Here is a 22,838-nt window from a genome sequence, read left to right as displayed (position 1 = left end):
TTCGCTAAAGCCACGGCAAAACTGACATAAACCTGCAGCCATTTGTGTGGAATGCGGTACGCTGCAGAGAGACCCATTCAGCCGACTCAGCTGGCTGATGCAGGGAGTTGAGCGGGCAGAATGGCCGTAGTGGATTATGTTGTATTTTTGTAAACAGATTAACAAACAGACGAAATACTGCTATTCTGCCCTCCGCGAAACCGGGCACCTCAACCTGGACGAGAAAGGGAAGATTGTTCTCCATAAGTGAGCAAGGTGGTCGGAAAGCCCTACATAATGAGAGCGAGGATAACGTCGTGCTAGAAGAATACCGTAAGCACGTTGCCGAGCGTGCTGCCCAGGGAATTGTACCTAAGCCTTTAGAGGCTTCCCAAATGGCCGCGCTGGTTGAACTGCTAAAAAATCCACCTGCGGGTGAAGAAGAATTTTTGATCGATTTATTGGTCAACCGCGTCCCACCTGGCGTCGATGAAGCGGCGTATGTCAAAGCCGGTTTCCTGGCGGCTGTTGCCAAAGGCGAAGCAACCTCTCCTCTGATATCTTCTGAAAAAGCGGTTGAACTGCTTGGCACCATGCAGGGCGGTTACAATATTCATCCGCTGATTGAGGCGCTGGACGATAGCAAACTGGCTCCGATTGCCGCGAAAGCCCTTTCACACACGCTGCTGATGTTCGACAACTTCTATGATGTCGAAGAGAAAGCGAAAGCGGGTAATGAATACGCGAAGCAGGTGATGCAATCCTGGGCAGATGCGGAATGGTATCTGTCACGGCCTGAACTGGCAGAGAAGATCACGGTTACAGTGTTTAAAGTCACTGGCGAAACCAACACCGACGATCTCTCTCCGGCCCAGGATGCCTGGTCACGTCCAGACATTCCTCTGCACGCCCTGGCGATGCTGAAAAATGCCCGTGAAGGCATTGAGCCTGATGAAGCGGGCAATATCGGCCCGATCAAACAGATCGAAGCTCTGAAGACCAAAGGTTTCCCGCTGGCGTATGTCGGTGATGTTGTCGGAACCGGTTCTTCACGTAAATCCGCCACCAACTCGGTGCTGTGGTTTATGGGCGACGACATCCCGAACGTGCCAAATAAAAAAGGCGGCGGCGTGGTGCTGGGCAGCAAAATTGCACCCATCTTCTTCAACACCATGGAAGATGCGGGCGCACTGCCCATTGAAGTGGACGTAAACAACCTGAACATGGGCGATGTGATCGACATCTATCCATTCAAAGGCGAAGTCCGCAACCACGAAACCAATGAGCTGCTGGCCAGCTTCGAGCTCAAAACCGAAGTAGTGATTGACGAAGTGCGCGCCGGTGGCCGTATTCCGCTGATCATCGGTCGCGGTCTGACCACCAAAGCGCGCGAGTCGCTGGGTCTGCCGCACAGCACCGTATTCCGTCAGGCGAAAGATGTCGCGGAGAGCACCCGTGGTTTCTCGCTGGCGCAGAAAATGGTTGGCCGCGCCTGTGGCGTAACCGGTGTTCGTCCGGGTGCCTATTGCGAACCTAAGATGACCTCGGTTGGCTCGCAGGATACCACCGGCCCGATGACCCGTGACGAGCTGAAAGATCTGGCTTGCCTGGGCTTCTCGACCGATCTGGTGATGCAGTCGTTCTGTCACACCGCCGCGTATCCTAAGCCGGTGGATGTGAGCACGCACCATACGCTGCCAGACTTCATCATGAACCGCGGTGGTGTGTCACTGCGTCCGGGTGACGGCATTATCCACAGCTGGCTGAACCGTATGCTACTGCCGGATACCGTTGGTACCGGTGGTGACTCGCACACCCGTTTCCCTATCGGCATCTCTTTCCCGGCGGGTTCAGGCCTGGTGGCGTTTGCCGCCGCGACTGGCGTAATGCCGCTCGACATGCCGGAATCGGTTCTGGTGCGCTTCAAAGGTAAGATGGAGCCAGGCATTACCCTGCGCGATCTGGTTCACGCCATTCCGCTGTATGCCATCAAACAGGGTCTGCTGACCGTTGAGAAGAAAGGTAAGAAAAACATCTTCTCTGGTCGCATCCTGGAGATTGAAGGTCTGCCGGATCTGAAAGTCGAGCAGGCGTTTGAGCTGTCCGATGCGTCAGCAGAACGTTCCGCTGCGGGCTGTACCATCAAGCTGGATAAAGCGCCGATTATCGAATACCTCAGCTCTAACATCGTGCTGCTGAAGTGGATGATCGCAGAAGGCTACGGCGATCGTCGTACGCTGGAGCGTCGCATTGAAGGTATGGAGAAATGGCTGGCCGATCCTCAGTTGCTTGAGCCGGATGCCGATGCTGAATATGCCGCCGTGATCGAAATCGATCTGGCTGAAATCAAAGAGCCAATCCTCTGTGCGCCAAACGATCCGGACGATGCACGTCTGCTCTCTGACGTTCAGGGTGAGAAGATCGACGAAGTGTTTATCGGCTCATGCATGACCAACATTGGTCACTTCCGTGCTGCGGGTAAACTGCTGGATAGCCACAAAGGCCAGCTGCCAACCCGTCTGTGGGTGGCACCGCCAACCAAGATGGATGCGGCACAGCTGACCGAAGAGGGCTACTACAGCGTATTCGGCAAAAGCGGTGCGCGTATCGAGATCCCGGGCTGTTCACTCTGCATGGGTAACCAGGCACGTGTTGCAGATGGTTCGACGGTGGTCTCTACCTCGACCCGTAACTTCCCGAACCGTCTGGGTAACGGCGCTAACGTCTACCTGGCGTCAGCGGAGCTGGCTGCGGTCGCGTCTCTGCTTGGCAAACTGCCAACGCCGGATGAGTATCAGCAATTCATGGCGCAGGTCGATAAAACGGCCAGCGACACGTATCGCTATCTCAACTTCGACCAGCTGACGCAGTACACCGACAAAGCTGATGGTGTGATTTTCCAGACCGCGGTCTGATTCTTCACCTTGCAGGCATGAATAAGGGGCGATGATTCGCCCCTTTTTTTCGTCTCAGCATGGGGTAGAGAGACAATCAAAAGCTGGCTTTCGGCAGACAGCCTGTAATAATGCGCGACGTGTCACACTTTGCCGCGAGAGCAGCACGGACACTTACCAGGTGAGACGACGACGTTGAGAGGAACGGGCGATGGAATATGAATTTTTACGCGATGTGACCGGACAGATTAAGGTTCGCATGTCGATGGATCATGAAGCGGTCGGCCACTGGTTCAACGAAGAGGTCAAAAACGATCCGGGATTGCTGGATGAAGTTGAAGCCGCCATTGAAGATGTCAAAGGCAGCGTACGTCAGTGGCAGCGGATCGGCAGCGAGTACACCATTCTGCTGGATGAAGAGGAGGTGATGATCCGCGCCAACCTGCTGGCTCTGGAAGATGACGGTATGGAAGAGGGGATGAACTACTACGACGAAGAGAGCCTCTCATTCTGCGGCATTGAAGATTTTCAGCTGGTGATCGCTGCTTATCGCCAGTTTATGAACCAGTACGGCAAACCCGTACGGTAAGACAGTAAGGCAATCCTTTACGGTTATAAGGCCGGGCGAACTCAGCAGCCCGGCCTGTTAACTAACTCAGCGATGCACCGCCACACATTACCAGCTGCTGGCCGGTGATCGCCGCCGCCGCAGGGGAGAGCAGGAAATCGACCAGCCCGGCCACTTCCTGCGGCTGAATATAGCGGCCAATGGGAGGCAGACGGGGCGGTGAACTGGCACGGCCCGGCTGTTGCAGCATCGGCGTTTCGGTGGCGCCTGGCGCCACAATATTGGCGGTAATGCCGCGCGGAGCGAGTTCCGCCGCCCAGCTGCGCACCATACCGATCATCGCCGATTTGGTGGCGACATACTGACTGCGGCCCGCCGCACCGCCTGATGTCCGGCTGCCCAGCAGCACAATTCTGCCGCCCACACGCATCCGCGGTGCAAAATGATTCGCCAGCTGCTCAGCAGCGGCAACGTGCAGTTGCCATAAGCGTGCGCTGGCGTTCAGATCCAGCTCCCCAAGCGGCGCGGCCTGCATCATACCGGCTGCATGGATCACCGCCTGCGGTACCGGTAGCGCGTCCAGTAAAGCCTGCAATGCCGCGCTGTCGCTGATATCGATCTGATGACTCTGCCAGCCCGCTTCTGCCCGGCTTATCGCCGAGCGGCTCAGGCCGATAACCTGCCAGCCCTCATCGAGTAAACGGTCAGCAATCGCCTGACCGATGCCGGAGCTGGCCCCGGTCACCAGCGCCATCCGTTCAATCACGCATCACCTCCCTTCACCCATGACTCCGCGACCCGCACATACTTAATCGCCTGACGATACCAGGTGTAGGCGATATGCAGTTCGCCATCCAGGCCTTGTTTAATGCTGGGATAAGAGAACTCACGGTTTAATTTCTGCTGGGAGTTATTGGTCATGCAGTAGCCATCGCCCTCGTCCAGATTGCGCTGCAGCGGCCAGCTTTTACCGCCATCCGTTGAGATAGCCAGCGTCATCGGCGCACGAGGCGCACCCCAGAAAGCGGTGCGACCACTGTGCATCACCGGCTCAGCGGCGACGGCAACATCACTTTCCTCTTCATCATCTTCAATTTCGTCATACAGCGACAACCGGCGTTCGCTGGCACCTTCGGCGCTCATGGCATTGAACACCAGCGCCAGATGACCATTGCGCAGCGTCGTGACCTGAATTGAGGAGTTATTGTTGGGCAGCGACAACGGCTGTGGCGCGCTCCAGCTTTCACCCTGATCAAGTGAGCGGCTCTGATAGATGTGGTCGGCCCAGCGGCTGCGGTAGAGCGCCAGCAGCGAGCCATCATCCAGCAGGGTTACGTTCATATGGACGCAGCCGGTGCTGTCAGGCACGCTGACGTCGCGCCAGCTCTGGCCTTTATCTTCTGAGATTTTTACCGCGCTCACGTCATAGCTGCCGACCCACTTTTCGCCAGGCTGCGTCAGGCAGTAAAACACCGGCAGCAACCAGTTACCGTTGGGCAGCACCACAATCGGCTGGCGAATAAAGGTGCCAGGCTTATCCAGCAGCGTTTTGATCTCCCCCCAGCTCTGGCCCAAATCGTGAGACTGGCGATAGCGAACAATCGCGGTGTCCTGATTGCCCGATTTCTGCGCCGTCCACAGCAGCCACAGTACCTGGTCGGGATCGAGAAACAGCACCGGATTCTGTTCTGAACGGCCCGGATCGTCAGAGAGTTTTTGTGCTTCACTCCAGCGATCGCTGCCTTTTCGCAGCCGTGAACACCAGACAGAGATATCGGCAATCCCTTCCTGCGTGCCGCCAAACCAGACGCAAAGCAGATCGCCATCGGGCAGCGGCAGCAGGTTAGCCGCGTGGTTTTGCGGGCAGGAGGAGGGCAGCATCGCAACCTGCTGCGCGCTATCCTGCGGGTGAGGCGCAAGCAGGCCGGTGCGTTCTGCGGTGACGGTTTCCTGAGTCATTTTAGGCTCCACTGTTTTGTGCATTGTGTTGCGATTGAGGCTGAGACTGGCGTGACGGGATACAGCGGTCAATCACCATAATAATTGCCGGGGTGATCAGCGCCACGTACATATTGTCGATACCAAACGGGTTACCCATCAGGAACCAGACGGAAGTGACAACGCAGGCGCCAATCAGACCGGCATTGGCGCCGCGTGTGCTCTTAAACCACGGCAGGTAGAACGCCATGATCGCCACAACGGTAATCGACAGACGAATCGCACGGGTAAAGAACGAGAGCTTCAGCACTTCCGGGAAGAACAGAACAAACAGCAGCGGGAAGAAGCCGATGCCAATCGAGATCCAGCGTGTCATTTTAAATTCGCGCTCTGGCGTAGGATTACGATAAGGCACGTAAAAGTCTTTCACCACCAGCGAGGCGATGGCCAGCGCCACGGTACCGACGCTGACGAAAATCGAGGCCACCAGCGAGGTGGTGACAATGCCCGCCAGCCACGGTGACATATCCTGCAGAAACACCGGCAGCGCATAGAGGCTCTTGATATCCGGGTGAGCAAACTTCGCTGCCACGCCAATCAGCGCCATCGCCAGACCAATCGGCAGGCAGAAGAAGAAGGCGACCCAGGTGGCGCGCTTCGCTGACTTCACATCTTTGGTGGAGGAGATCGCCTGAATCACAAACTGGGTACAGAAGATCGAACCTACGGTCCCGATCAGCCAGGCCACAATGGTACTGGCACCGACGTGACCATCCCATGTCCAGTAGAACGCCGGCATTTTTTCCATCATCGGGGCGACGCCGCCGGTCATCTTCAGCGCCACATAGAGGATAATCAGGATCCCCATATACTTGATGGCGCTGTGCAGCAGCGTGACCCAGGCCACGCCTTTCATGCCGCCAAATGCAAAGTAGAAGGTGCTGACCACCGCAGTGATAAAAGCCGCCTGGGTCAGGTCGATCTTGAGTACGGTGGAGATCGCCGCCGCGCCGCTGATGTAGTTACCGACGTTCACCAGCAACAGCGCATAGATCATGATCAGCGAAATAATATTTTTGGTCGAACTGCCATATTTCTCGGCGATAGCACCGGAAATAGTGATCTTTCCGGTGTTGTAGATGCGTTTGACCAGTATCAGGCCAAACAGCGGGAAGCCAATTGCCGCGCCAATCACCGACCATGAGGCGGCGAAGCCATCTTCAAAGGCCGCCTGCGCGGTGCCGATGGTGGATTTTGCCCCGATATATTCAGACATCAGCATAATGCCGACGATAAAAGCAGGCATGGCGCGCGAGCCTTCCATAAAGTCGCCGCTGGTTTTACTGCGCAGCCGCCAGGTGAGCCAGGTGGTGAACAGGATATAGGCGACCACCATGCCGACGATCAGTAAGGTGCTCTCAGTTGAAAATGCTTTCATCATGACCTCGATTGTTCTGGCAGATGGCGACCATCAGGTTCGTTCTCATCTGACCGGTAGGGTGCAAAGGTGATGGACGTTATTGCAGGTAGTGGTTCACGATTTGGCGGATCTGCTGCTGCTCTTCGGCGCTGAACTGCACCGCATAACGGCTTTCACCCACCTCAAAGCCTTGCAGGCTGACCGCTTTTTTCACGGCGGCCGGTGAGAAACCGATGCTGTAAAGCGCGGTGCGCAGGCCGGTGACGTTCTCCTGTGCCTGATGCGAACCGGCAATATCGCCCGCATGGAAGCGCGCCCAGATGGCGTTAATCGCCTCCGGTGCCACGTTTGCCAGCCCGGAAATTGAGGCGGAGCAGCCATCCACAAAACCCTGGTGGATCAGCGAATCCGGGCCGTTCAGCACAGCAAAGTCCTGACAGTCGGCGGTAGCCTGCAGAAAGCCGCTCAGACTTTCATAGCTGCCTGCTGAATCTTTAATGCCGATGATGTTCGGATGCGCGGCCAGCGTACGAACGGTCTCTGGCTGCAAGGTATTGCCGGTACGCGCCGGGATGTTGTAGAGGAACAGCGGTACCGTAAGCGCGTCAGCCACGCGCTGATAGTGGTCGATCAGCTCCTGCTGGTTAAGCGGAACAAACCACGGGGTGATCGCGGAAACAGCATCTACGCCAAGGCGGGCAATCTGTTTGCCGAGCCGGATAGTTTCACGGGTCGAAATCTCCCCGATATGCGCCACCACCGATGCCCGGCCGTTAACTTCATCGACGCAGGTGGTGGTAACCGCGATCTTCTCCTGCTCGTTCAGCACAAAGAATTCGCCGTTGGTTCCGCCACAGAAGATGCCGTTACCAGCGTTGATCTGGCGTCTGACCTGTTCGCGCTGCCTCTCCGGATCAAAGGCACCTTCCCGGTCAAAAGTGGTGACGATGGCGGTCAGTACGCCATTTATTTTCTTATTCATGACAATCCTCATTACGCCTGGCAGGAAGGGAAAAGCGTCAGGTAGACGGCGCGCACATCGTCGGCGGTGACCGCCATCGGCACGTTGTTCATCAGACGCTGGACGTTGAGCGCGGCTTCCACTAACCAGGGCAGTTGATCCGGGCTGATGCCCAGGGCTTCCAGGCTGGCAGGCAGCTGCAGCCGCGCTACCAGCGCGGTGAAGTAGTCGACCAGCGCGTGTGATTTCTCTTCATCGCTTAAACGGACGTCGGCGTCGGGCAGCAGATCATAGACCTGAGCGAATTTGCTCACCGCCGCCGGACGGACAAAGCGCATGCAGGGAGCCAGCAGGATGGCGTTGGCGACGCCGTGTGGCAGATGATATCTGCCGCCGAGCGGGTAAGAGAGGGCATGCACCAGATGTGTCCCGGCATGGGCAATCGATGCACCGCCATAATAAGAAGCCCAGAGCATCTCCAGGCGTGCCTGCAAATTTTCTGGCTCGCGCAGGGTGGTTTCGAGATTAGCGAACAGTTTCTTCATCCCAGTCAGCGCATAGTTGTCGCTGACCGGGTTGGCGACATTGGCGGTAAAGCACTCAATCAGATGGCAGAGGGCGTCAATACCGGTTGAAGAGGCGATGTGGGCCGGCATGCTGGTGGTCAGTTCCGGCACCAGGGCCACCACATCGGGTAGCATCACCGGTGAAATAATGCCGACTTTGGTCTCTTTCTCCGGGATCGCCAGGATCGCATTGGGCGTCGCTTCAGAACCCGTGCCTGCGGTGGTAGGGATCAGTATTGAACGGGTACGGCGCTGCGGTTTTTCGCCTGCCAGCAGGGCGTCCAGCGAAGGCGCGGCGTCGATGCACAGCACTGAGAGTAGCTTCGCCACATCCAGCACGCTGCCGCCGCCGATGCCAATCACCATATCGACATGGGGCCGGGAGAGCGTCGCGATAATCGCTGCCACATCATGCTGGCTTGGTTCAGGCGGGACGCTGTTGACCACGCTGATACCCGGAATCTGATCCCGAAGTTGACCCATCAGCGCCTGCACTGCCGGAATCGCCTCAATGTTCCGGTCAGTGACCACGACTGCTGTCGATATTCCCTTCAGCAGATAGCGCATGTCGTTTAACGCCTGATAACCGCTAATCACCGTGCTGTTAATGTTCATTTCATACCCTTATTTCTGTCCTGTCTGAGCGGATGATTAATCTTGCTCAGCGCAATGCGAAGTCAGTCACTCTCTGTGGCTAATTTTATAAGGCATATCGATTTCGATTAATTTGAACTTGCTCACATATAATCAATCATGATTGAATATAATCAAATGCAGCGGCAATCGCCTGACAGGAGTGAGGATGGGCTCATCATTATGGAAAACCCCGGTGCTGGTCATCGCCGATGACTTTACCGGTGCCAACGATGCGGGTAGCGGACTGGCACAGGCTGGCGCCCGCGTACATGTGCTGTTTGGCACGGAGGCGCCGTTGCCAGAGGACGCTGCGGATGTGCTGGTTATCAGCACCGACAGCCGGGCAGTCAGCGCCAGCCAGGCCGCAGAGCGCGTCGCTCAGGTGGTGCAGCACTTCGCCGCACAGCTTCAGCAGGGCTGGCTGTTTAAAAAGATCGACTCCACGCTGCGCGGCAACGTCGGTGCTGAAACCGCGGCTGCGCTGCGGGCCAGCGGCAAAAGGCTGGCGCTGGTTGCGCCGGCTGTGCCACGACTGGGCCGCACCACACGCGAAGGTAAAGTGTGGGTCAATCAGCGGTTACTGACAGACACCGAATTTGCCAGCGATCCTAAAACCCCGATCCTCAGCGCCCGCGTAGTCGATCAGATGCAGATCGACGGCACGGAGATCGATCTCCCGACGCTGCGCAGCGATCGGCTTGATGCGGTGTTAGCGGCGGTGCACGGCGTCGTGGTGGTGGATGCCGAAAATGAAGCCGATCTGGCGCGACTGATAATCGCTGCGGCGCGGCTGACAGAGAAGCCGCTGCTGGTGGGAGCAGCCGGGTTAAGCGATGCGCTGGGCGCAGCGCTCTCTGTTCGCCCGTCGCGGCCCGTGCTGGCGGTAGTGGGATCGATGAGCAGCAGCGCGCAGCAGCAGATCGCCACGCTGCTTAAACAGCGGGCAGTTGAGATCGTGGATGTCGATATCCGTCAGCTGTTTCAGCAGCCCGCCTGGCCCGACCGGGATCGCTGGATCCAACAGGCTGAAACCGCACTGCGTGCCGGTCGCCATACGGTGATCCGCACCTGCCAGCATGAATCCCAGCGTCACGACATCGGGCATCTCAGCCAGCAGCACAGCGTGACCCGCCAGCAGCTGGGCGAGGGGATCAGTCAGTTGCTGGGCGAAATAACCCACAGCCTGTGCCGGACACAGCTGCCGCATGCGCTCTATCTATCGGGAGGCGACGTGGCGATTGCCGTTGCCCAGGCACTGGGGGCCAGCGGCTTTAAAATTCAGGGTCTGGTGGCGGGCTGTGTGCCGCACGGGGTTCTGCTTAACAGTGAATTTACTCTGCCGGTGATGACCAAAGCGGGTGGCTTTGGTGATGAAAATACCCTGGTAGCAGCCATTGGTTTTATTGAGGAGAAGTCGAGTGAGTAAAATTATTGCGATCACCATGGGCGATCCAGCGGGCATCAGCCCGGAAATCATCATTAAGTCACTCTCTGAAGGTGAGCTGAATGGCATCCCTGCGGTGGTGATTGGCTGTGCCAGTACGCTGCGCCGCATTATGGCAATGAACATTACGCCACAGGCCGAGCTGCGGGTGCTGGACCGGGTGCAGGATGCGCGATATGCGCCCGGCATCATCAACGTCATCGATGAGCCCCTGGCCGATCCTGACGTGCTCAAACCTGGCGTGGTGCAGAAAGAGGCGGGAGATCTGGCGTGGCGTTGCGTGAAGCGTGCTACAGAGCTGGCACTGGCGGGCGACGTGCATGCCATTGCCACCGCGCCGCTGAACAAAGAGGCGCTGCATGCGGCAGGCCATCTCTATCCTGGTCACACTGAACTGCTGGCGCATCTTACCGGGACCAAAGATTACGCCATGGTCCTCTACACCGATAAGCTGAAAGTGATTCATGTCACGACCCACATTGCGCTGCGTAAGTTCCTGGACACGCTGAACCAGACGCGCATCAAAACCGTGATTGGTATGGCGGACACTTTCCTGCGTCGTGTCGGTTACAGCGCCCCGCGTATCGCCGTAGCGGGCGTTAATCCGCACGCCGGAGAGAACGGCCTGTTTGGCGATGAGGAGATCACCACCGTGGCACCCGCTATTGAGGCGATGAAAGCGCAGGGGATTGATGTCTACGGGCCTTGTCCGCCGGACACGGTGTTCCTGCAGTGCCAGGATGGACGGTATGACATGGTGGTGGCGATGTACCACGATCAGGGGCATATTCCGCTTAAACTGCTGGGCTTTTATGATGGCGTCAACATCACCGCAGGCCTGCCGTTTATCCGTACCTCTGCTGACCATGGCACCGCATTTGATATCGCCTGGACAGGTAAAGCGAAGTCTGACAGCATGGCGATCTCTATTAAACTCGCGATGCAGCTCGCATAGGGATATATGAAGGGACAGAGCCGTCTTGACCAGATTATGGATTACCTGAAAAGCCATAATCTGGTGACTGTTGAGCAACTGGTCAGTGCGATTTCCGCCTCACCCGCTACGATTCGCCGTGATTTGATTAAGCTGGATAAAGAGGGCGTGATCAGCCGCAGTCATGGCGGCGTTACCCTGAATCGTTTTATTCCTGCCCAGCCGACCACGCTGGAGAAGATGCAGCGTAACCTGGCCGAGAAGCAGGCGATTGCAGAATGTGCCGCCAGCTTTGTCCGGGCGGGCGATGCGGTCGTGCTGGATGCGGGCACCACTATGCTGGAGCTGGCGCGGCAGCTCACGCATCTGCCGCTGCGGGTGATCACTGCCGATCTGCACATTGCACTGTTTTTGTCTGAGTTTAAGCAGATCGAAGTGACGATTATCGGCGGACGTATCGACGACTCCAGTCAGTCCTGTGTAGGCGAACATGGACGGCGGTTGCTGCGCAGCATCAATCCTGATATCGCCTTTGTCAGCTGTAACTCCTGGAGCCTTGAGCGCGGCATTACCACGCCGACTGAGGAGAAAGCGGGGCTGAAACACGATCTTCTGGCCAATGCGGCTCGCCGGGTCTTGCTGGCGGACAGCAGTAAATATGGCTCCTGGTCGCTATTCTGCGCTTCTGCGGTGGATGACCTGACGGATGTGGTGACCGATAGCCGGTTAGAGGAGGCTGTCTGCCGCACGCTGCGCGAGCGCGGGATTTCGCTGGCGCTGACCTCCGTCTGAACAGAACGCGCCGTGTTGCTCTGACCTGATCAGCAGGACGAGAGCAGCACCGCGCGTTTATCTTTATCTCTCGCCGTTAAAACGCGCCGTTAACGCGCGTACGCATCATTCTCTTCGCGCGTAATCGCGGGTGCGTCCACCGAAACCCGTTCAAACCTCAGTCCGGCGGTTGCCGTGATGAAAAAGCAGAAGTAACAAGAGGGAAGGAGACGCGCAGGTTATGATCTATAACGCTGCGCGCCTGATAATCAGAGGGTCTTCAGGCCCACTGAGGGGATATTTCTGCCGTAGTAGATCTCGCGCATCTCTTTCCAGAGCAGATCGGTAATGCGCTTGTGCTCCTGCGGAGTGAGATCTTCCGGGCGGGTGTTAAACAGGTAGTGTTTAAGGTCGAACTCTTTCAGCAACATCTTGGTATGGAAGATGTTTTCCTGATAGACATTCACATCCACCATGTCATACATCGCTTTCATATCTTCAGACATGAAGTTCTGAATCGAATTGATCTCGTGATCGATGAAGTGCTTCATCCCTTTCACGTCACGGGTAAAACCGCGCACCCGGTAATCGACGGTGACAATATCTGACTCCAGCTGGTGGATCAGATAGTTCAGCGCTTTCAGTGGCGAAATGACGCCACAGGTTGAGACTTCAATGTCCGCACGGAAGGTGCACAGGCCGCCTGCCGGATGGCTCTCCGGATAGGTGTGCACGCAGATATGACTTTTATCGAGATGAGCCACCACCGAGTTGGGCAGCGGACCGGGGTGCTCTGAGTTATCGATATCTTTCGGATCGATCGGCTCTTCGCTGACCAGAATCGTGACGCTGGCCCCCTGCGGTTCATAATCCTGGCGCGCAATGTTGAGCACGTTAGCCCCGATAATGGAGCAGGTCTCAGTCAGGATTTCCGTCAGACGGTTAGCGTTATATTGTTCGTCAATGTAGGCGATGTAACCATCGCGTTCAGCTTCAGTATTCGCATAGCAAATATCGTAAATACAAAAACTCAGGCTTTTCGTCAGGTTGTTGAAGCCATGTAGTTTTAGCTTTTGCAATTTCGTTCACCCCCTTAGAAATGCACTATCAGCACGCGGCAGATAACGCATTTAACAGATATTGCGGCAGGGCAAAGCTGCCGGTATGGATTGCTGGCGTGTAATAACGGCAGGTCAGGCCAGCGGCATCGAAACGCGCCTTTAAGGTCGCGGTGTCGAGCTGGCGCAGCGCCGGATTATCACTCGCCCAGGCAAAGGTCATAATGCCGCCGTAGTAGGTCGGAATCGCCGCCTGATAGAAACTGACGTCCGCAAAGTAATGTCCCAGCTTGCGATGGCTGTTAACGGCCTCATCCTGCTGCAGGAAGCAGACGCCATTCTGCGCCACAAAGATGCCATTTTCATTAAGGGCCGCTTTGCACCCGGCATAAAATTCCGAGGTAAACAGACTCTCGCCCGGACCAATCGGATCGGTGCAGTCGGAGATAATGACATCAAACTTTTCCTGCGTCTGATTAACGAAGTTCACCCCGTCATCAATCACCAGCGTAAAGCGCGGATCGTCATAGGCACCCGCGCTGTGGTTCGGCAGATACTGGCGGCAAAAGGTCACCACGCCCGCATCGATCTCCACCATGGTAATCTTTTCGATCCCGGGATGACGTGACACTTCACGCAGCATTGCGCCGTCACCGCCGCCGATAATCAGAACGCTCTTCGCCGCGCCGTGCGCCAGCAGCGGAACGTGGGTCATCATTTCATGGTAGATAAATTCGTCGCGTTCGGTGGTCTGAACGACGCCGTCCAGCGCCATTACGCGGCCCATCGCGGCATTTTCGAAAATGATTAAATCCTGATGCGCAGTCTTCTCACGGTACAGCTCTTTATCGACCGTGAAATACTGGCCAAAACCGGCATGAAGGGTTTCATACCACGTTTCATTGTGGGCCATGGTGCTCTCCTCTGATGACATCGCCATGAAGATGGGCGGCATATGATAGCTAACACTGACCGTGGTTGCACGGTCAATGTCCGGCTGCAGAGGGAAGAATCGTTACCTGACGTAGGCCAGCAGGCTCAGCGAATCGCGGGCCAGTGACTTGCACTTTTTGTCGTTGGTGATGGCGATGCCGCTGAGATCGCGATAGCTATCTTCACCCAGCGCTTTCATGTTGTAGTTGCTGTAGTTGCTTAAATCCCAGCGGTTCTGCTGAGCAAAAAAGACCAGCGCTTTGCGAATCTGCGCGTCCGGTAAATCCTGATAGCCACAATCATTTTTCAGATAGACGAAAACCGCCGTGAGATCGGCCAGATCTTCCGCTTCGGATTCGCTCAGGGCAAAACTGGTGGAGGAGAAGCCAAGGAGTCCCGTCAGCAGCAGGATCCTGATACTTTGCTTCATAGTCGTTCTCTTCAATGGATATTGCTAATGACGTTAGCACAGTTGCTCTCAGGTTTTCGATTAATTTGCCGCTGTGGGCCGCTGCACCGCCTTTTTTTCGTCAGATTCGCACGGTCAGGACTTGACCTTCCCATAAGGTCAGGGTTTAGGCTGTGCGCTCTGATGCCACAAGGATGATCACCATGCAACGTCGCCATTTCCTGAAACTCACTGCCGCACTGAGTGCAGCCGGAGCATTACCGCTCTGGAGCCGTTCGCTGATGGCAGACACCCGTCCGCTGCTGCCGATTCCGTCTCTGCTGGAACCCGATGCCAGGGGCAGCTACAGCCTCACCGCGATGCAGGGTACCACCCAGTGGAACGGCAAAGCGGTGCCGACCTGGGGCTATAACGGCAGCCTGCTGGGGCCGGTGCTGAAGATGCAGAGTGGTAAACCGGTGACGGTGAACATCCATAACCGGCTCAGCGAAGCGACCACACTGCACTGGCACGGGCTGGAAATCCCCGGCGCAGTGGATGGCGGCCCGCAGGCAGTGATTGCGCCTGGCGGCTCGCGTCAGGTCTCTTTTACGCCCGATCAGCCCGCTGCAACCTGCTGGTATCACCCGCATCTGCATGGCAAGACCGGGCATCAGGTGGCTCAGGGGCTTGCGGGACTGATCCTGCTGGAAGATAAAGAGAGCGGAACGCTGCGTTTGCCCTCGCAGTGGGGTGTGGATGATGTGCCGCTGATTTTTCAGGATAAGCAGCTGACCAAAGATGGCAGCCGCATTGATTATCAGCTCGACGTGATGCGCGCCGCGGTGGGCTGGTTTGGCAACATGATGCTGACCAACGGCGTGCACTATCCGCAGCATGCGGTGCCGCGTGGCTGGCTGCGTCTGCGCCTGCTCAACGGCTGCAATGCCCGTTCGCTGCATGTTGCCGCCAGCGATCGCCGACCGCTCTATGTGATCGCCAGCGATGGTGGCCTGCTGGCTGAGCCGGTAAAGCTCGACTCGCTGCCGATCCTGCCGGGCGAGCGTTTCGAGGTGATGATCGATACTTCTGACGGTAAGAGCTTCGATCTGGTGACGCTGCCGACAGAGCAGATGGGCATGACGCTGCCGCCGTTTGACCAGCCGCTGCCGCTGGTGCAGATCCTGCCGCTGCGGGTGATGGCCAGCGCCACGCTGCCGGATCAGCTGGCGACGCTGCCAGCGCTACCCTCAACAGACGGCCTGACGACACGCTGGCTGCAGCTGATGATGGACCCGCAGCTGGACCAGCAGGGCATGCAGGCGCTGATGCAGCGCTACGGCGAGAAAGCGATGGGCAAGGGCGGTCATCACACGATGCCGGAAAAAACGGCTGCCGAGCCGATGCCACCAATGGAAAATATGGCAAGCATGGATCACAGCATGCACGGCAATACGCCGCCCGCCGGTTACGATTTCCGCAACGGCAATAAGATTAATGGCCAGGCCTTTGATATGACGAAGCCGTCGTTTGCGGTGAAGCTGGGTGATTACGAGAAGTGGACGATTTCAGGTGAAGGCGATGCGATGCTGCACCCGTTCCACATTCACGGCACCCAGTTCCGTATTCTTTCAGAAAACGGCAAACCGCCAGCCCCGCACCGGCAGGGCTGGAAAGATATGGTGAATGTCGACGGCTGGCGCAGTGAAGTGCTGGTACGCTTCAACTATGTCGCCGCCGCAGAACACGCTTACATGGCCCACTGCCATCTGCTGGAGCATGAAGACACCGGCATGATGCTGGGCTTTACCGTCAGTTGATTACGCCTGATCCAGCGCCAGCTTCACATCTTCAATCAGGTCGCCGGCGTTTTCGATGCCAATCGACAGCCGCACCGTGGCGTCAGTGATCCCAATACGCTGACGCACCGCCTGCGGCACGCCGGAGTGGGTGGTGCTGCCAGGATGGCTGGCCAGCGACTCGGTCCCGCCCAGGCTTACCGCCTGCTTAAACAGCGACAGCGCATTAAGAAAACGGAACGCAGCGGGCTGATCGCCGACGATATCAAATGAGAAGGTTGAACCGGCACCGCTGCACTGCTCGCGATAAGTTTTCCCTTCGGCGCTCTCCGCATCCAGATAGGGCAGCCAGTGCAGCTTCGCCACTTTCGGGTGATCGCGCAGAAACGCCGCGACCGCTTCCGCATTCTGCCAGGCTTTCTCCATGCGTAGCGACAGCGTTTCCAGCGAGCGGCTGAGCATCCAGCTGGAGTGTGGATCCAGCTGCGTGCCGATTGCGCTGCGCAGGGCGCGCACTTTCGCCATCAGTGCTTTACTGCCCATCGCCGCGCCTGCAATCAGGTCAGAGTGACCGCCAACATACTTGGTCAGCGAGTAGAGTGACAGGTCAGCGCCCAGCGTTAGCGGCTGCTGGAACAGCGGGCCGAGCAGCGTGTTGTCACAGGCGATAATCGGTCGTGAACCCTGCTGCTGATCAATCTCATCAGCGATACGCGCCATCAGACGGATATTGACCAGGCTGTTGGTGGGATTCGCTGGCGTTTCAATCAGGATCACCGCTACCCGGCCCTGGGCCATCGCCTGCTGAGCGGCTTCACGCACTTTGACTTCATCATTGCCGTCGCTGAAACCCACCGCTTTGATGTCCAGATTGTGCAGCGTCTTGCTAAGCAGGGTTTCGGTGCCGCCATACAGCGGCTGGGAATGCAGGATCACCTCGCCCGGACGGGCAAACGTCAGCAGGGCAGTGGAGATGGCGGCCATACCGGAAGAGAAGAGCGAACAGCTCTCCGCCTGCTCATAGACCGCCAGCCGATCTTCTACAATTTCGCTGTTAGGGTGGTTAAAGCGGGAATAGACCAGCCCACCCGATTTGCCTTCCGGCGGCTCACGTCGGCCAGAGACGTAATCAAAGAAATCCCGTCCCTCTTCGGCGCTGTCAAAGACAAAGGTTGATGTCAGAAACACCGGCGGCTTCACCGCACCCTCAGAGAGGCGGGGATCATAGCCATAGTTCAGCATCTGGGTTTCAGGGTGCAGCGGCCTGTCGCCGATATGCGTTTTTTTGCTTGAAGATGAAGTCATTGTGATCTCCGGCCAGCGGCGCGAGTAGGGTAACGATCTGTTGGATAAAGGCTACCATGCAGCGAATCATGCTGGTAAATGCCAGAATGTTCTAAGGTAATGCGCATTTCAGCGAGCCGCAGGCGGCGGGTAATAATTTTCGCGACGTAATCGTTTGCTTATGGGGCCGCGCAGCCGTCGCTGCTGCGTCTGTGATAGACTCCGGGGCTTTTCTGACGTAACCGGGCTGAACGCAATGAAACACACTGTTGAAGTGATGATCCCTGAACAGGCAATCGCCACGCGCATCGCTGAACTGGGCAAAGAGATTAACGACCACTACCGCGACAGCGGCAGCGATATGGTGCTGGTGGGGCTGCTGCGCGGCTCCTTTATGTTCATGGCTGATCTCTGTCGCGCCATCGATGTGCCGCATGAAGTCGACTTTATGACGGCTTCCAGTTACGGCAGCGGGATGTCCAGCACGCGTGATGTGAAAATCCTGAAAGATCTGGATGAAGACATTCGTGGCAAGGATGTGCTAATCGTCGAAGATATCATCGACTCCGGCAACACCCTGAGCAAAGTGCGTGAGATTCTGCAGCTGCGTCAGCCAAAATCTCTGGCGATCTGTACCCTGCTGGATAAGCCAGAGCGCCGTGAAGTTGAAGTGAACGTCGAATATGTCGGCTTTGCGATTCCGGATGAGTTCGTGGTGGGCTTTGGTATCGACTATGCTCAGCACTATCGCCATCTGCCTTATATTGGCAAAGTGGTGCCGCTGGAATCCTGATACCGCTCTACCGCACATTCTTCCAAGGCCTGCACCGGTTGCCTGGTGTAGGCTATGCCGCGCTTTACGCTGCGATCGGCTCAGGCCTCGCCGTTCTTCCGCAGATTAGCAATGCCGTGGCGGTAGCGCTGTTCGAGGATCTCCCGGCTGTTTGCCGTCACATCAAGGTTACGCAGACAGCCGTCCTGAATGCCGTATACCCAGCCGTGCAGGGAGACATCCTTTCCGCGTTTCCAGGCAGATTGCAGTACGGTGGAGTGCCCCAGGTTATAGACTTGTTCAATAACGTTGATTTCGCACAGTTTGTCCAGGCGCTTATCCGGCGGGAGTTCCCCCAGCAACACGCTATGCTTGTACCAGAGGTCGCGGATGTGCAGCAGCCAGTTGTCGATTAATCCCAGTTCCGGGTTATCCATCGCCGCCTGCACGCCGCCGCAGCCGTAATGGCCGCAGACGATAACGTGTTCCACTTCCAGCACTTCGATAGCGTACTGCACCACGGACAGACAGTTCAGGTCGGTGTGGATTACCAGATTGGCCACGTTGCGGTGAACGAAGAGTTCGCCGGGTTCGAGCCCGGTCAGACGTTCGGCAGGAACCCGGCTGTCAGAACAGCCAATCCACAGGAAGCGCGGTTTTTGTGCCTGGGCGAGCCGCTCAAAAAAGCTGGGATCTTCTTCAACCAGTAATTTTGACCATTCGCGGTTGTTTCTGATCAGGGTGTTGATGTCTGTCATGGTGTTGAGCGACCGGTTACTGCGCAGAGTGCGCGCGCGTACTATATGACAGGGCCTGATAAATTTAAACGGCATTGCAATGCCATCAAAACAGGGTATGGATGCAGAATGACTTATGCACTGGAACTTTCCCGGCTGACCAAGACCTATCCCGGCGGCGTGCAGGCGCTGAAGGGCATCGATCTTAACGTTGAAGCGGGTGACTTTTATGCGCTGCTGGGGCCAAACGGTGCCGGTAAATCGACCACCATCGGAATTATCAGTTCGCTGGTTAACAAATCCGAGGGCAGCGTGCGGGTGTTTGGCTACGATCTCGAAAAAGATGTGGTGAATGCCAAGCGCCAGCTCGGCCTGGTGCCGCAGGAGTTTAACTTCAACCCGTTTGAGACGGTGATGCAAATCGTCGTTAATCAGGCGGGTTACTATGGCGTTGAGCGTCGTGAAGCCAATGAGCGGGCAGAAAAGTATCTGAAGCAGCTCGATCTGTGGGGAAAACGCGCTGAACGTGCACGCATGCTTTCCGGCGGAATGAAGCGTCGCCTGATGATCGCCCGTGCGCTGATGCATGAGCCTAAGCTGCTGATTCTGGATGAACCGACAGCCGGGGTCGATATCGAACTGCGACGCTCGATGTGGGTATTCCTGAAAGATCTCAATGCCAAAGGCACGACCATTATTCTCACTACCCACTATCTGGAAGAGGCGGAGATGCTGTGCCGCAACATCGGCATCATCCAGAGCGGTGAGCTGGTGGAGAACACCTCAATGAAAGGGCTGCTCTCCAAGCTCAAATCAGAAACCTTTATCCTGGATCTGGCACCCCGCAGTCCGCTGCCCACGCTGGAAGGGTTCCAGTACCGGCTGACCGATACCTCAACGCTCGAAGTGGAAGTGCTGCGTGAGCAGGGGCTCAACAGCGTCTTCAGCCAGCTTAGCGCGCAGGGTGTGCAGGTGCTGAGTATGCGCAATAAAGCCAACCGTCTTGAAGAGCTGTTTGTGGGTCTGACGACGCAGGGAAAAACAGGAGCAAAAGCATGACACATCTCTACTGGGTGGCGCTGAAGAGCATCTGGGCCAAAGAGGTTAACCGTTTCGCCCGCATCTGGATCCAGACGCTGGTACCGCCGGTCATCACCATGACGCTCTATTTCATCATTTTTGGCAACCTGATCGGGTCGCGCATCGGTGAAATGCACGGCTTCAGCTATATGCAGTTCATCGTGCCGGGATTGATCATGATGGCGGTCATCACTAACGCCTATGCCAACGTGGCGTCGTCGTTCTTCAGCGCCAAGTTCCAGCGCAATATTGAAGAGCTGCTGGTCGCGCCGGTGCCGACCCACATCATCATTGCCGGCTATGTTGGCGGCGGCGTGGCGCGTGGTGTCTGCGTGGGTATTCTGGTGACGGCCATCTCGCTGTTCTTTGTGCCGTTCCACGTGCATTCCTGGACGATGGTGGCGGTCACGCTGCTGCTGACCGCGATTCTGTTTTCACTGGCAGGTCTGCTGAACGCTGTCTTTGCGCGCACGTTTGACGATATCAGCCTGATCCCGACCTTTGTGCTGACGCCACTGACTTATCTGGGCGGCGTATTCTATTCACTGAGTTTGCTGCCGCCGATCTGGCAGGCTGTCTCTAAACTCAATCCAATCGTTTATATGATTAGCGGATTCCGTTATGGCTTCCTCGGCATTAATGATGTGCCGCTGGTGTTTACCCTCTCGGTGCTGGTGGCCTTTATTCTGGTGTTCTACTGGCTGGTCTATGCGCTGATACAGCGCGGACGCGGATTACGCACCTGACGTTAAGCTGAATGGTAAGGGCCACGCTGCGATAAGGGCGTGGCTTTTTTTTGGGTGGAGAGCAAATTACGCTGACTACGGTTCTGCCTGGCCTTAAAAATCACCTTAAAACCCGCCTCATTCGTTATATTTTGTCTCTGAAGCCGCCCGACGCCTCGCTTACACCCTTGCTCACAAAAAATAACCCTAAGTATTATCTGATAATACTCTGACATCTTTCGCTATCTGAATGATTCTTAACTATTAAATATTTTTTAAGAATAGCCTTAAAGTCTGGCTGTTGTTTATTTGATTATGAATTATCAGAATAGCGCCGGAATAAGGTTATTCCTCTGCTCAGGGACGAATGAGTAGGCTAAGAGTCTTCTTAATAAGAAAAATGGCAACCGAATCAGGGCCAGTTTTTAATCAAAGGCAGGAAAAGATGAATCGTATAACGTGGATCGATAATCTGCGGGGATTGAGTATTCTCGCAATCATTTTTTTGCACAGCACTATTGCCGTACATAATAACGCCGGACACTTTACCGCCTTCAGCGGCCTGTTAAATGAGATGCTGGCACCGGTAAGGCTGGGGCTGATGTTCTTTGTTTCGGGTTTATTTGTCGATGCCGGGTTAAGAAAAGGCCTGGGTCCTTTTTTTAATAACAAGGTGCGCAGTATTCTCTATCCATTTGTGGTCTGGGTTGCCGTCTACGGCGGGTTGAAAATCCTGTTCAGCTCAATGGCTAATACGCCGCAATCACCGATGAATATTATTCTCTCCCACCTGACCGGTGGCGGTGATATGACCTGGTTCCTGCATTCGCTGTTTATCTTCTTTATTGTGATTATCTTTGCCCGTCACTTGCCGTTCCTGCTGGTGTTTGCCATCTGTATGACGCTGAGCTGGGCGCTGCCAGCGATTGAGGCGGATGGCGTGTTTGCCAGCTTCGACAATACCCACATCAATAAATCGCTTTATCTGTTTGTATTCTTCTATCTCGGCGATTACGTCGTGAGGAAGCAGGTGGATATCGCAGAGAAAGTGCAGCATGGCCCGACGCTGTTTATCTCGGTAATTAGTTTTGTGCTGCTCTCCTGCCTGAATATCTTTGTACTGGAACGTCATTCCCAGGCGTTATTGTCACCGCTGGCACTATTATCGGTTCCGTTCTTTGTCTGGATTGCGCTGAAACTGAAGTCTGAACTGGTCTACTACATAGGCGTCAATTCTATCGTCTTCTACCTGTCGCATTATCTGGCGATTCAGTTCTTCAGTAAGATTGTGAAGTTTGAAAGCCCGTCTGCCTGGGTAAATGACCTGAAGTTTATTTCGGCATTCCTGGTGGCGCTGGCGTTACCGTGGACATTATGTCTGATGAGAAAACGCGGCTGGTTTAATTTCCTCTTTACGATGAAAAAGTCATCGAAGCCGATGACAACCAAACCGGTTTAATTACTGCAGCAGAAATAAAAAGGGCCGCCCGTTTTACCGGCGGCCCTTTTTTAATCAGGTTGTAATCAGGCAATCTGCACCGGCAGCGCTTTCGCCAGACGCTTCATCTGGTTGTCACCTTCGAAATAGGCGACCTTAGGCTGCCACTGACGCGCTTCGGCATCGTCTACCTGCACATAGGAGCAGATAATTAAAATATCGCCTTCGCAGGCGCAGCGGGCGGCCGCACCATTGACCGAGATGATTTTCGAGCCACGCTCAGCCGCGATAGCGTAGGTGGAAAAGCGCTGACCGTTGGTGACGTTATAAATATCGATCGCTTCATATTGCAGAATGCCGGAAGCATCCAGGAAATCCTGATCGATAGCGCAGGAACCTTCATAATTGAGGTCCGCCTGCGTCACCTTCACGCGGTGCAATTTGCCTTGCAGAACTGTGCGAATCATAGCCAGAAACCTTGTCAGAGAAATAAAATAACCTGCAGCGGGATGA

General features: G+C 56.0%; 21 protein-coding genes. 10 read left to right on the top strand and 11 right to left on the bottom strand.

The window, feature by feature from the left end:
* Positions 1-296: 296 nt before the first annotated feature.
* Positions 297-2,894: a bifunctional aconitate hydratase 2/2-methylisocitrate dehydratase gene (gene acnB, locus ACXKZD_RS15885; protein ID WP_115064838.1), complete on the top strand. Its 2,598-nt coding sequence runs from the start codon at positions 297-299 to the stop codon at positions 2,892-2,894.
* A 190-nt stretch (positions 2,895-3,084) separates the two neighbouring features.
* Entirely contained in the window at positions 3,085-3,462 is a 378-nt protein-coding gene (yacL, locus tag ACXKZD_RS15880; RefSeq protein ID WP_010253973.1) for a protein YacL, read from the top strand.
* A 61-nt stretch (positions 3,463-3,523) separates the two neighbouring features.
* Here the strand turns inward: yacL and ACXKZD_RS15875 are convergent, their stop codons facing one another.
* From ACXKZD_RS15875 to ACXKZD_RS15855, 5 genes are all read right to left on the bottom strand, one after another.
* The gene (locus ACXKZD_RS15875) at positions 3,524-4,195 is read right to left on the bottom strand and encodes an SDR family NAD(P)-dependent oxidoreductase (protein WP_154209932.1); all 672 of its coding nucleotides are present in this window, start codon (positions 4,193-4,195) and stop codon (positions 3,524-3,526) included.
* Between the two features lie 8 nt (positions 4,196-4,203).
* Positions 4,204-5,400, bottom strand: a complete 1,197-nt coding sequence (locus tag ACXKZD_RS15870; RefSeq protein ID WP_022625428.1) for a sialidase family protein — start codon at positions 5,398-5,400, stop codon at positions 4,204-4,206.
* Between the two features lies 1 nt (position 5,401).
* Positions 5,402-6,817: a sodium:solute symporter family protein gene (locus ACXKZD_RS15865; RefSeq protein WP_031292876.1), complete on the bottom strand. Its 1,416-nt coding sequence runs from the start codon at positions 6,815-6,817 to the stop codon at positions 5,402-5,404.
* A 79-nt stretch (positions 6,818-6,896) separates the two neighbouring features.
* Positions 6,897-7,781 (bottom strand): dihydrodipicolinate synthase family protein, encoded by an 885-nt coding sequence (locus ACXKZD_RS15860; protein ID WP_488981726.1) that lies wholly within the window; start codon positions 7,779-7,781, stop codon positions 6,897-6,899.
* Between the two features lie 11 nt (positions 7,782-7,792).
* On the bottom strand, positions 7,793-8,941 hold the full coding sequence (locus ACXKZD_RS15855; protein ID WP_488981725.1) for an iron-containing alcohol dehydrogenase: 1,149 nt from the start codon (positions 8,939-8,941) through the stop codon (positions 7,793-7,795).
* A gap of 187 nt (positions 8,942-9,128) precedes the next feature.
* On the opposite strand from ACXKZD_RS15855, the gene dtnK reads away from it, so the two are divergent.
* From dtnK to ACXKZD_RS15840, 3 genes are read left to right on the top strand one after another with little or no spacing between them, the layout of a single operon-like run.
* Entirely contained in the window at positions 9,129-10,388 is a 1,260-nt protein-coding gene (gene dtnK / locus ACXKZD_RS15850; RefSeq protein WP_187484335.1) for a D-threonate kinase, read from the top strand.
* Positions 10,381-11,361, top strand: a complete 981-nt coding sequence (locus tag ACXKZD_RS15845; protein WP_033780597.1) for a D-threonate 4-phosphate dehydrogenase — start codon at positions 10,381-10,383, stop codon at positions 11,359-11,361. Before dtnK ends, ACXKZD_RS15845 begins: the two co-directional genes overlap by 8 nt.
* A 6-nt stretch (positions 11,362-11,367) precedes the next feature.
* Positions 11,368-12,132, top strand: a complete 765-nt coding sequence (locus tag ACXKZD_RS15840) for a DeoR/GlpR family DNA-binding transcription regulator (RefSeq protein WP_307618534.1) — start codon at positions 11,368-11,370, stop codon at positions 12,130-12,132.
* A 248-nt stretch (positions 12,133-12,380) separates the two neighbouring features.
* Here the strand turns inward: ACXKZD_RS15840 and speD are convergent, their stop codons facing one another.
* From speD to ACXKZD_RS15825, 3 genes are all read right to left on the bottom strand, one after another.
* A complete protein-coding gene (gene speD, locus ACXKZD_RS15835; protein WP_010253978.1) occupies positions 12,381-13,190 on the bottom strand; it encodes an adenosylmethionine decarboxylase in 810 nt (269 codons plus the stop codon).
* Positions 13,191-13,218: 28 nt separating this feature from the next.
* Positions 13,219-14,082: a polyamine aminopropyltransferase gene (gene speE, locus ACXKZD_RS15830; RefSeq protein WP_163639931.1), complete on the bottom strand. Its 864-nt coding sequence runs from the start codon at positions 14,080-14,082 to the stop codon at positions 13,219-13,221.
* 102 nt (positions 14,083-14,184) lie between these two features.
* Entirely contained in the window at positions 14,185-14,532 is a 348-nt protein-coding gene (locus ACXKZD_RS15825; protein WP_003854673.1) for a YacC family pilotin-like protein, read from the bottom strand.
* A 182-nt stretch (positions 14,533-14,714) separates the two neighbouring features.
* Between ACXKZD_RS15825 and cueO the strand changes: the two genes are divergently transcribed.
* A complete protein-coding gene (gene cueO / locus ACXKZD_RS15820) occupies positions 14,715-16,310 on the top strand; it encodes a multicopper oxidase CueO (RefSeq protein ID WP_488981724.1) in 1,596 nt (531 codons plus the stop codon).
* On the opposite strand, the gene ACXKZD_RS15815 is transcribed toward cueO, so the two are convergent.
* Complete coding sequence (locus ACXKZD_RS15815) at positions 16,311-17,594, bottom strand: cystathionine gamma-synthase family protein (RefSeq protein ID WP_022625436.1); 1,284 nt, start codon at positions 17,592-17,594, stop codon at positions 16,311-16,313. It abuts the gene before it with no gap.
* Positions 17,595-17,829: 235 nt separating this feature from the next.
* Here ACXKZD_RS15815 and hpt point away from each other — a divergent pair, with 235 nt between their 5' ends.
* Positions 17,830-18,366 carry a hypoxanthine phosphoribosyltransferase gene (gene hpt / locus ACXKZD_RS15810; protein ID WP_010254010.1) on the top strand — a complete coding sequence of 179 codons (537 nt, stop codon included), beginning with the start codon at positions 17,830-17,832 and terminating at the stop codon, positions 18,364-18,366.
* Positions 18,367-18,446: 80 nt separating this feature from the next.
* On the opposite strand, the gene can is transcribed toward hpt, so the two are convergent.
* Positions 18,447-19,103, bottom strand: a complete 657-nt coding sequence (can, locus tag ACXKZD_RS15805; RefSeq protein WP_029519477.1) for a carbonate dehydratase — start codon at positions 19,101-19,103, stop codon at positions 18,447-18,449.
* Between the two features lie 108 nt (positions 19,104-19,211).
* On the opposite strand from can, the gene ACXKZD_RS15800 reads away from it, so the two are divergent.
* The 3 genes from ACXKZD_RS15800 (at position 19,212) to ACXKZD_RS15790 (ending at position 22,346) form a co-directional block, all read left to right on the top strand.
* A complete protein-coding gene (locus tag ACXKZD_RS15800) occupies positions 19,212-20,141 on the top strand; it encodes an ABC transporter ATP-binding protein (protein ID WP_010254017.1) in 930 nt (309 codons plus the stop codon).
* Positions 20,138-20,908 carry an ABC transporter permease gene (locus ACXKZD_RS15795; RefSeq protein ID WP_010254018.1) on the top strand — a complete coding sequence of 257 codons (771 nt, stop codon included), beginning with the start codon at positions 20,138-20,140 and terminating at the stop codon, positions 20,906-20,908. Before ACXKZD_RS15800 ends, ACXKZD_RS15795 begins: the two co-directional genes overlap by 4 nt.
* Positions 20,909-21,332: 424 nt before the next feature.
* On the top strand, positions 21,333-22,346 hold the full coding sequence (locus ACXKZD_RS15790; protein WP_010671846.1) for an acyltransferase family protein: 1,014 nt from the start codon (positions 21,333-21,335) through the stop codon (positions 22,344-22,346).
* Positions 22,347-22,411: 65 nt separating this feature from the next.
* On the opposite strand, the gene panD is transcribed toward ACXKZD_RS15790, so the two are convergent.
* Positions 22,412-22,792 carry an aspartate 1-decarboxylase gene (gene panD / locus ACXKZD_RS15785; RefSeq protein ID WP_010254022.1) on the bottom strand — a complete coding sequence of 127 codons (381 nt, stop codon included), beginning with the start codon at positions 22,790-22,792 and terminating at the stop codon, positions 22,412-22,414.
* Positions 22,793-22,838 lie beyond the last annotated feature (46 nt).

The sequence above is a fragment of the Pantoea sp. ABR1s genome (genome assembly GCF_057812235.1).
The sequence above is the reverse complement of the archived record's forward strand: the minus strand, read 5'-3'. Positions and strand labels throughout refer to the sequence as shown.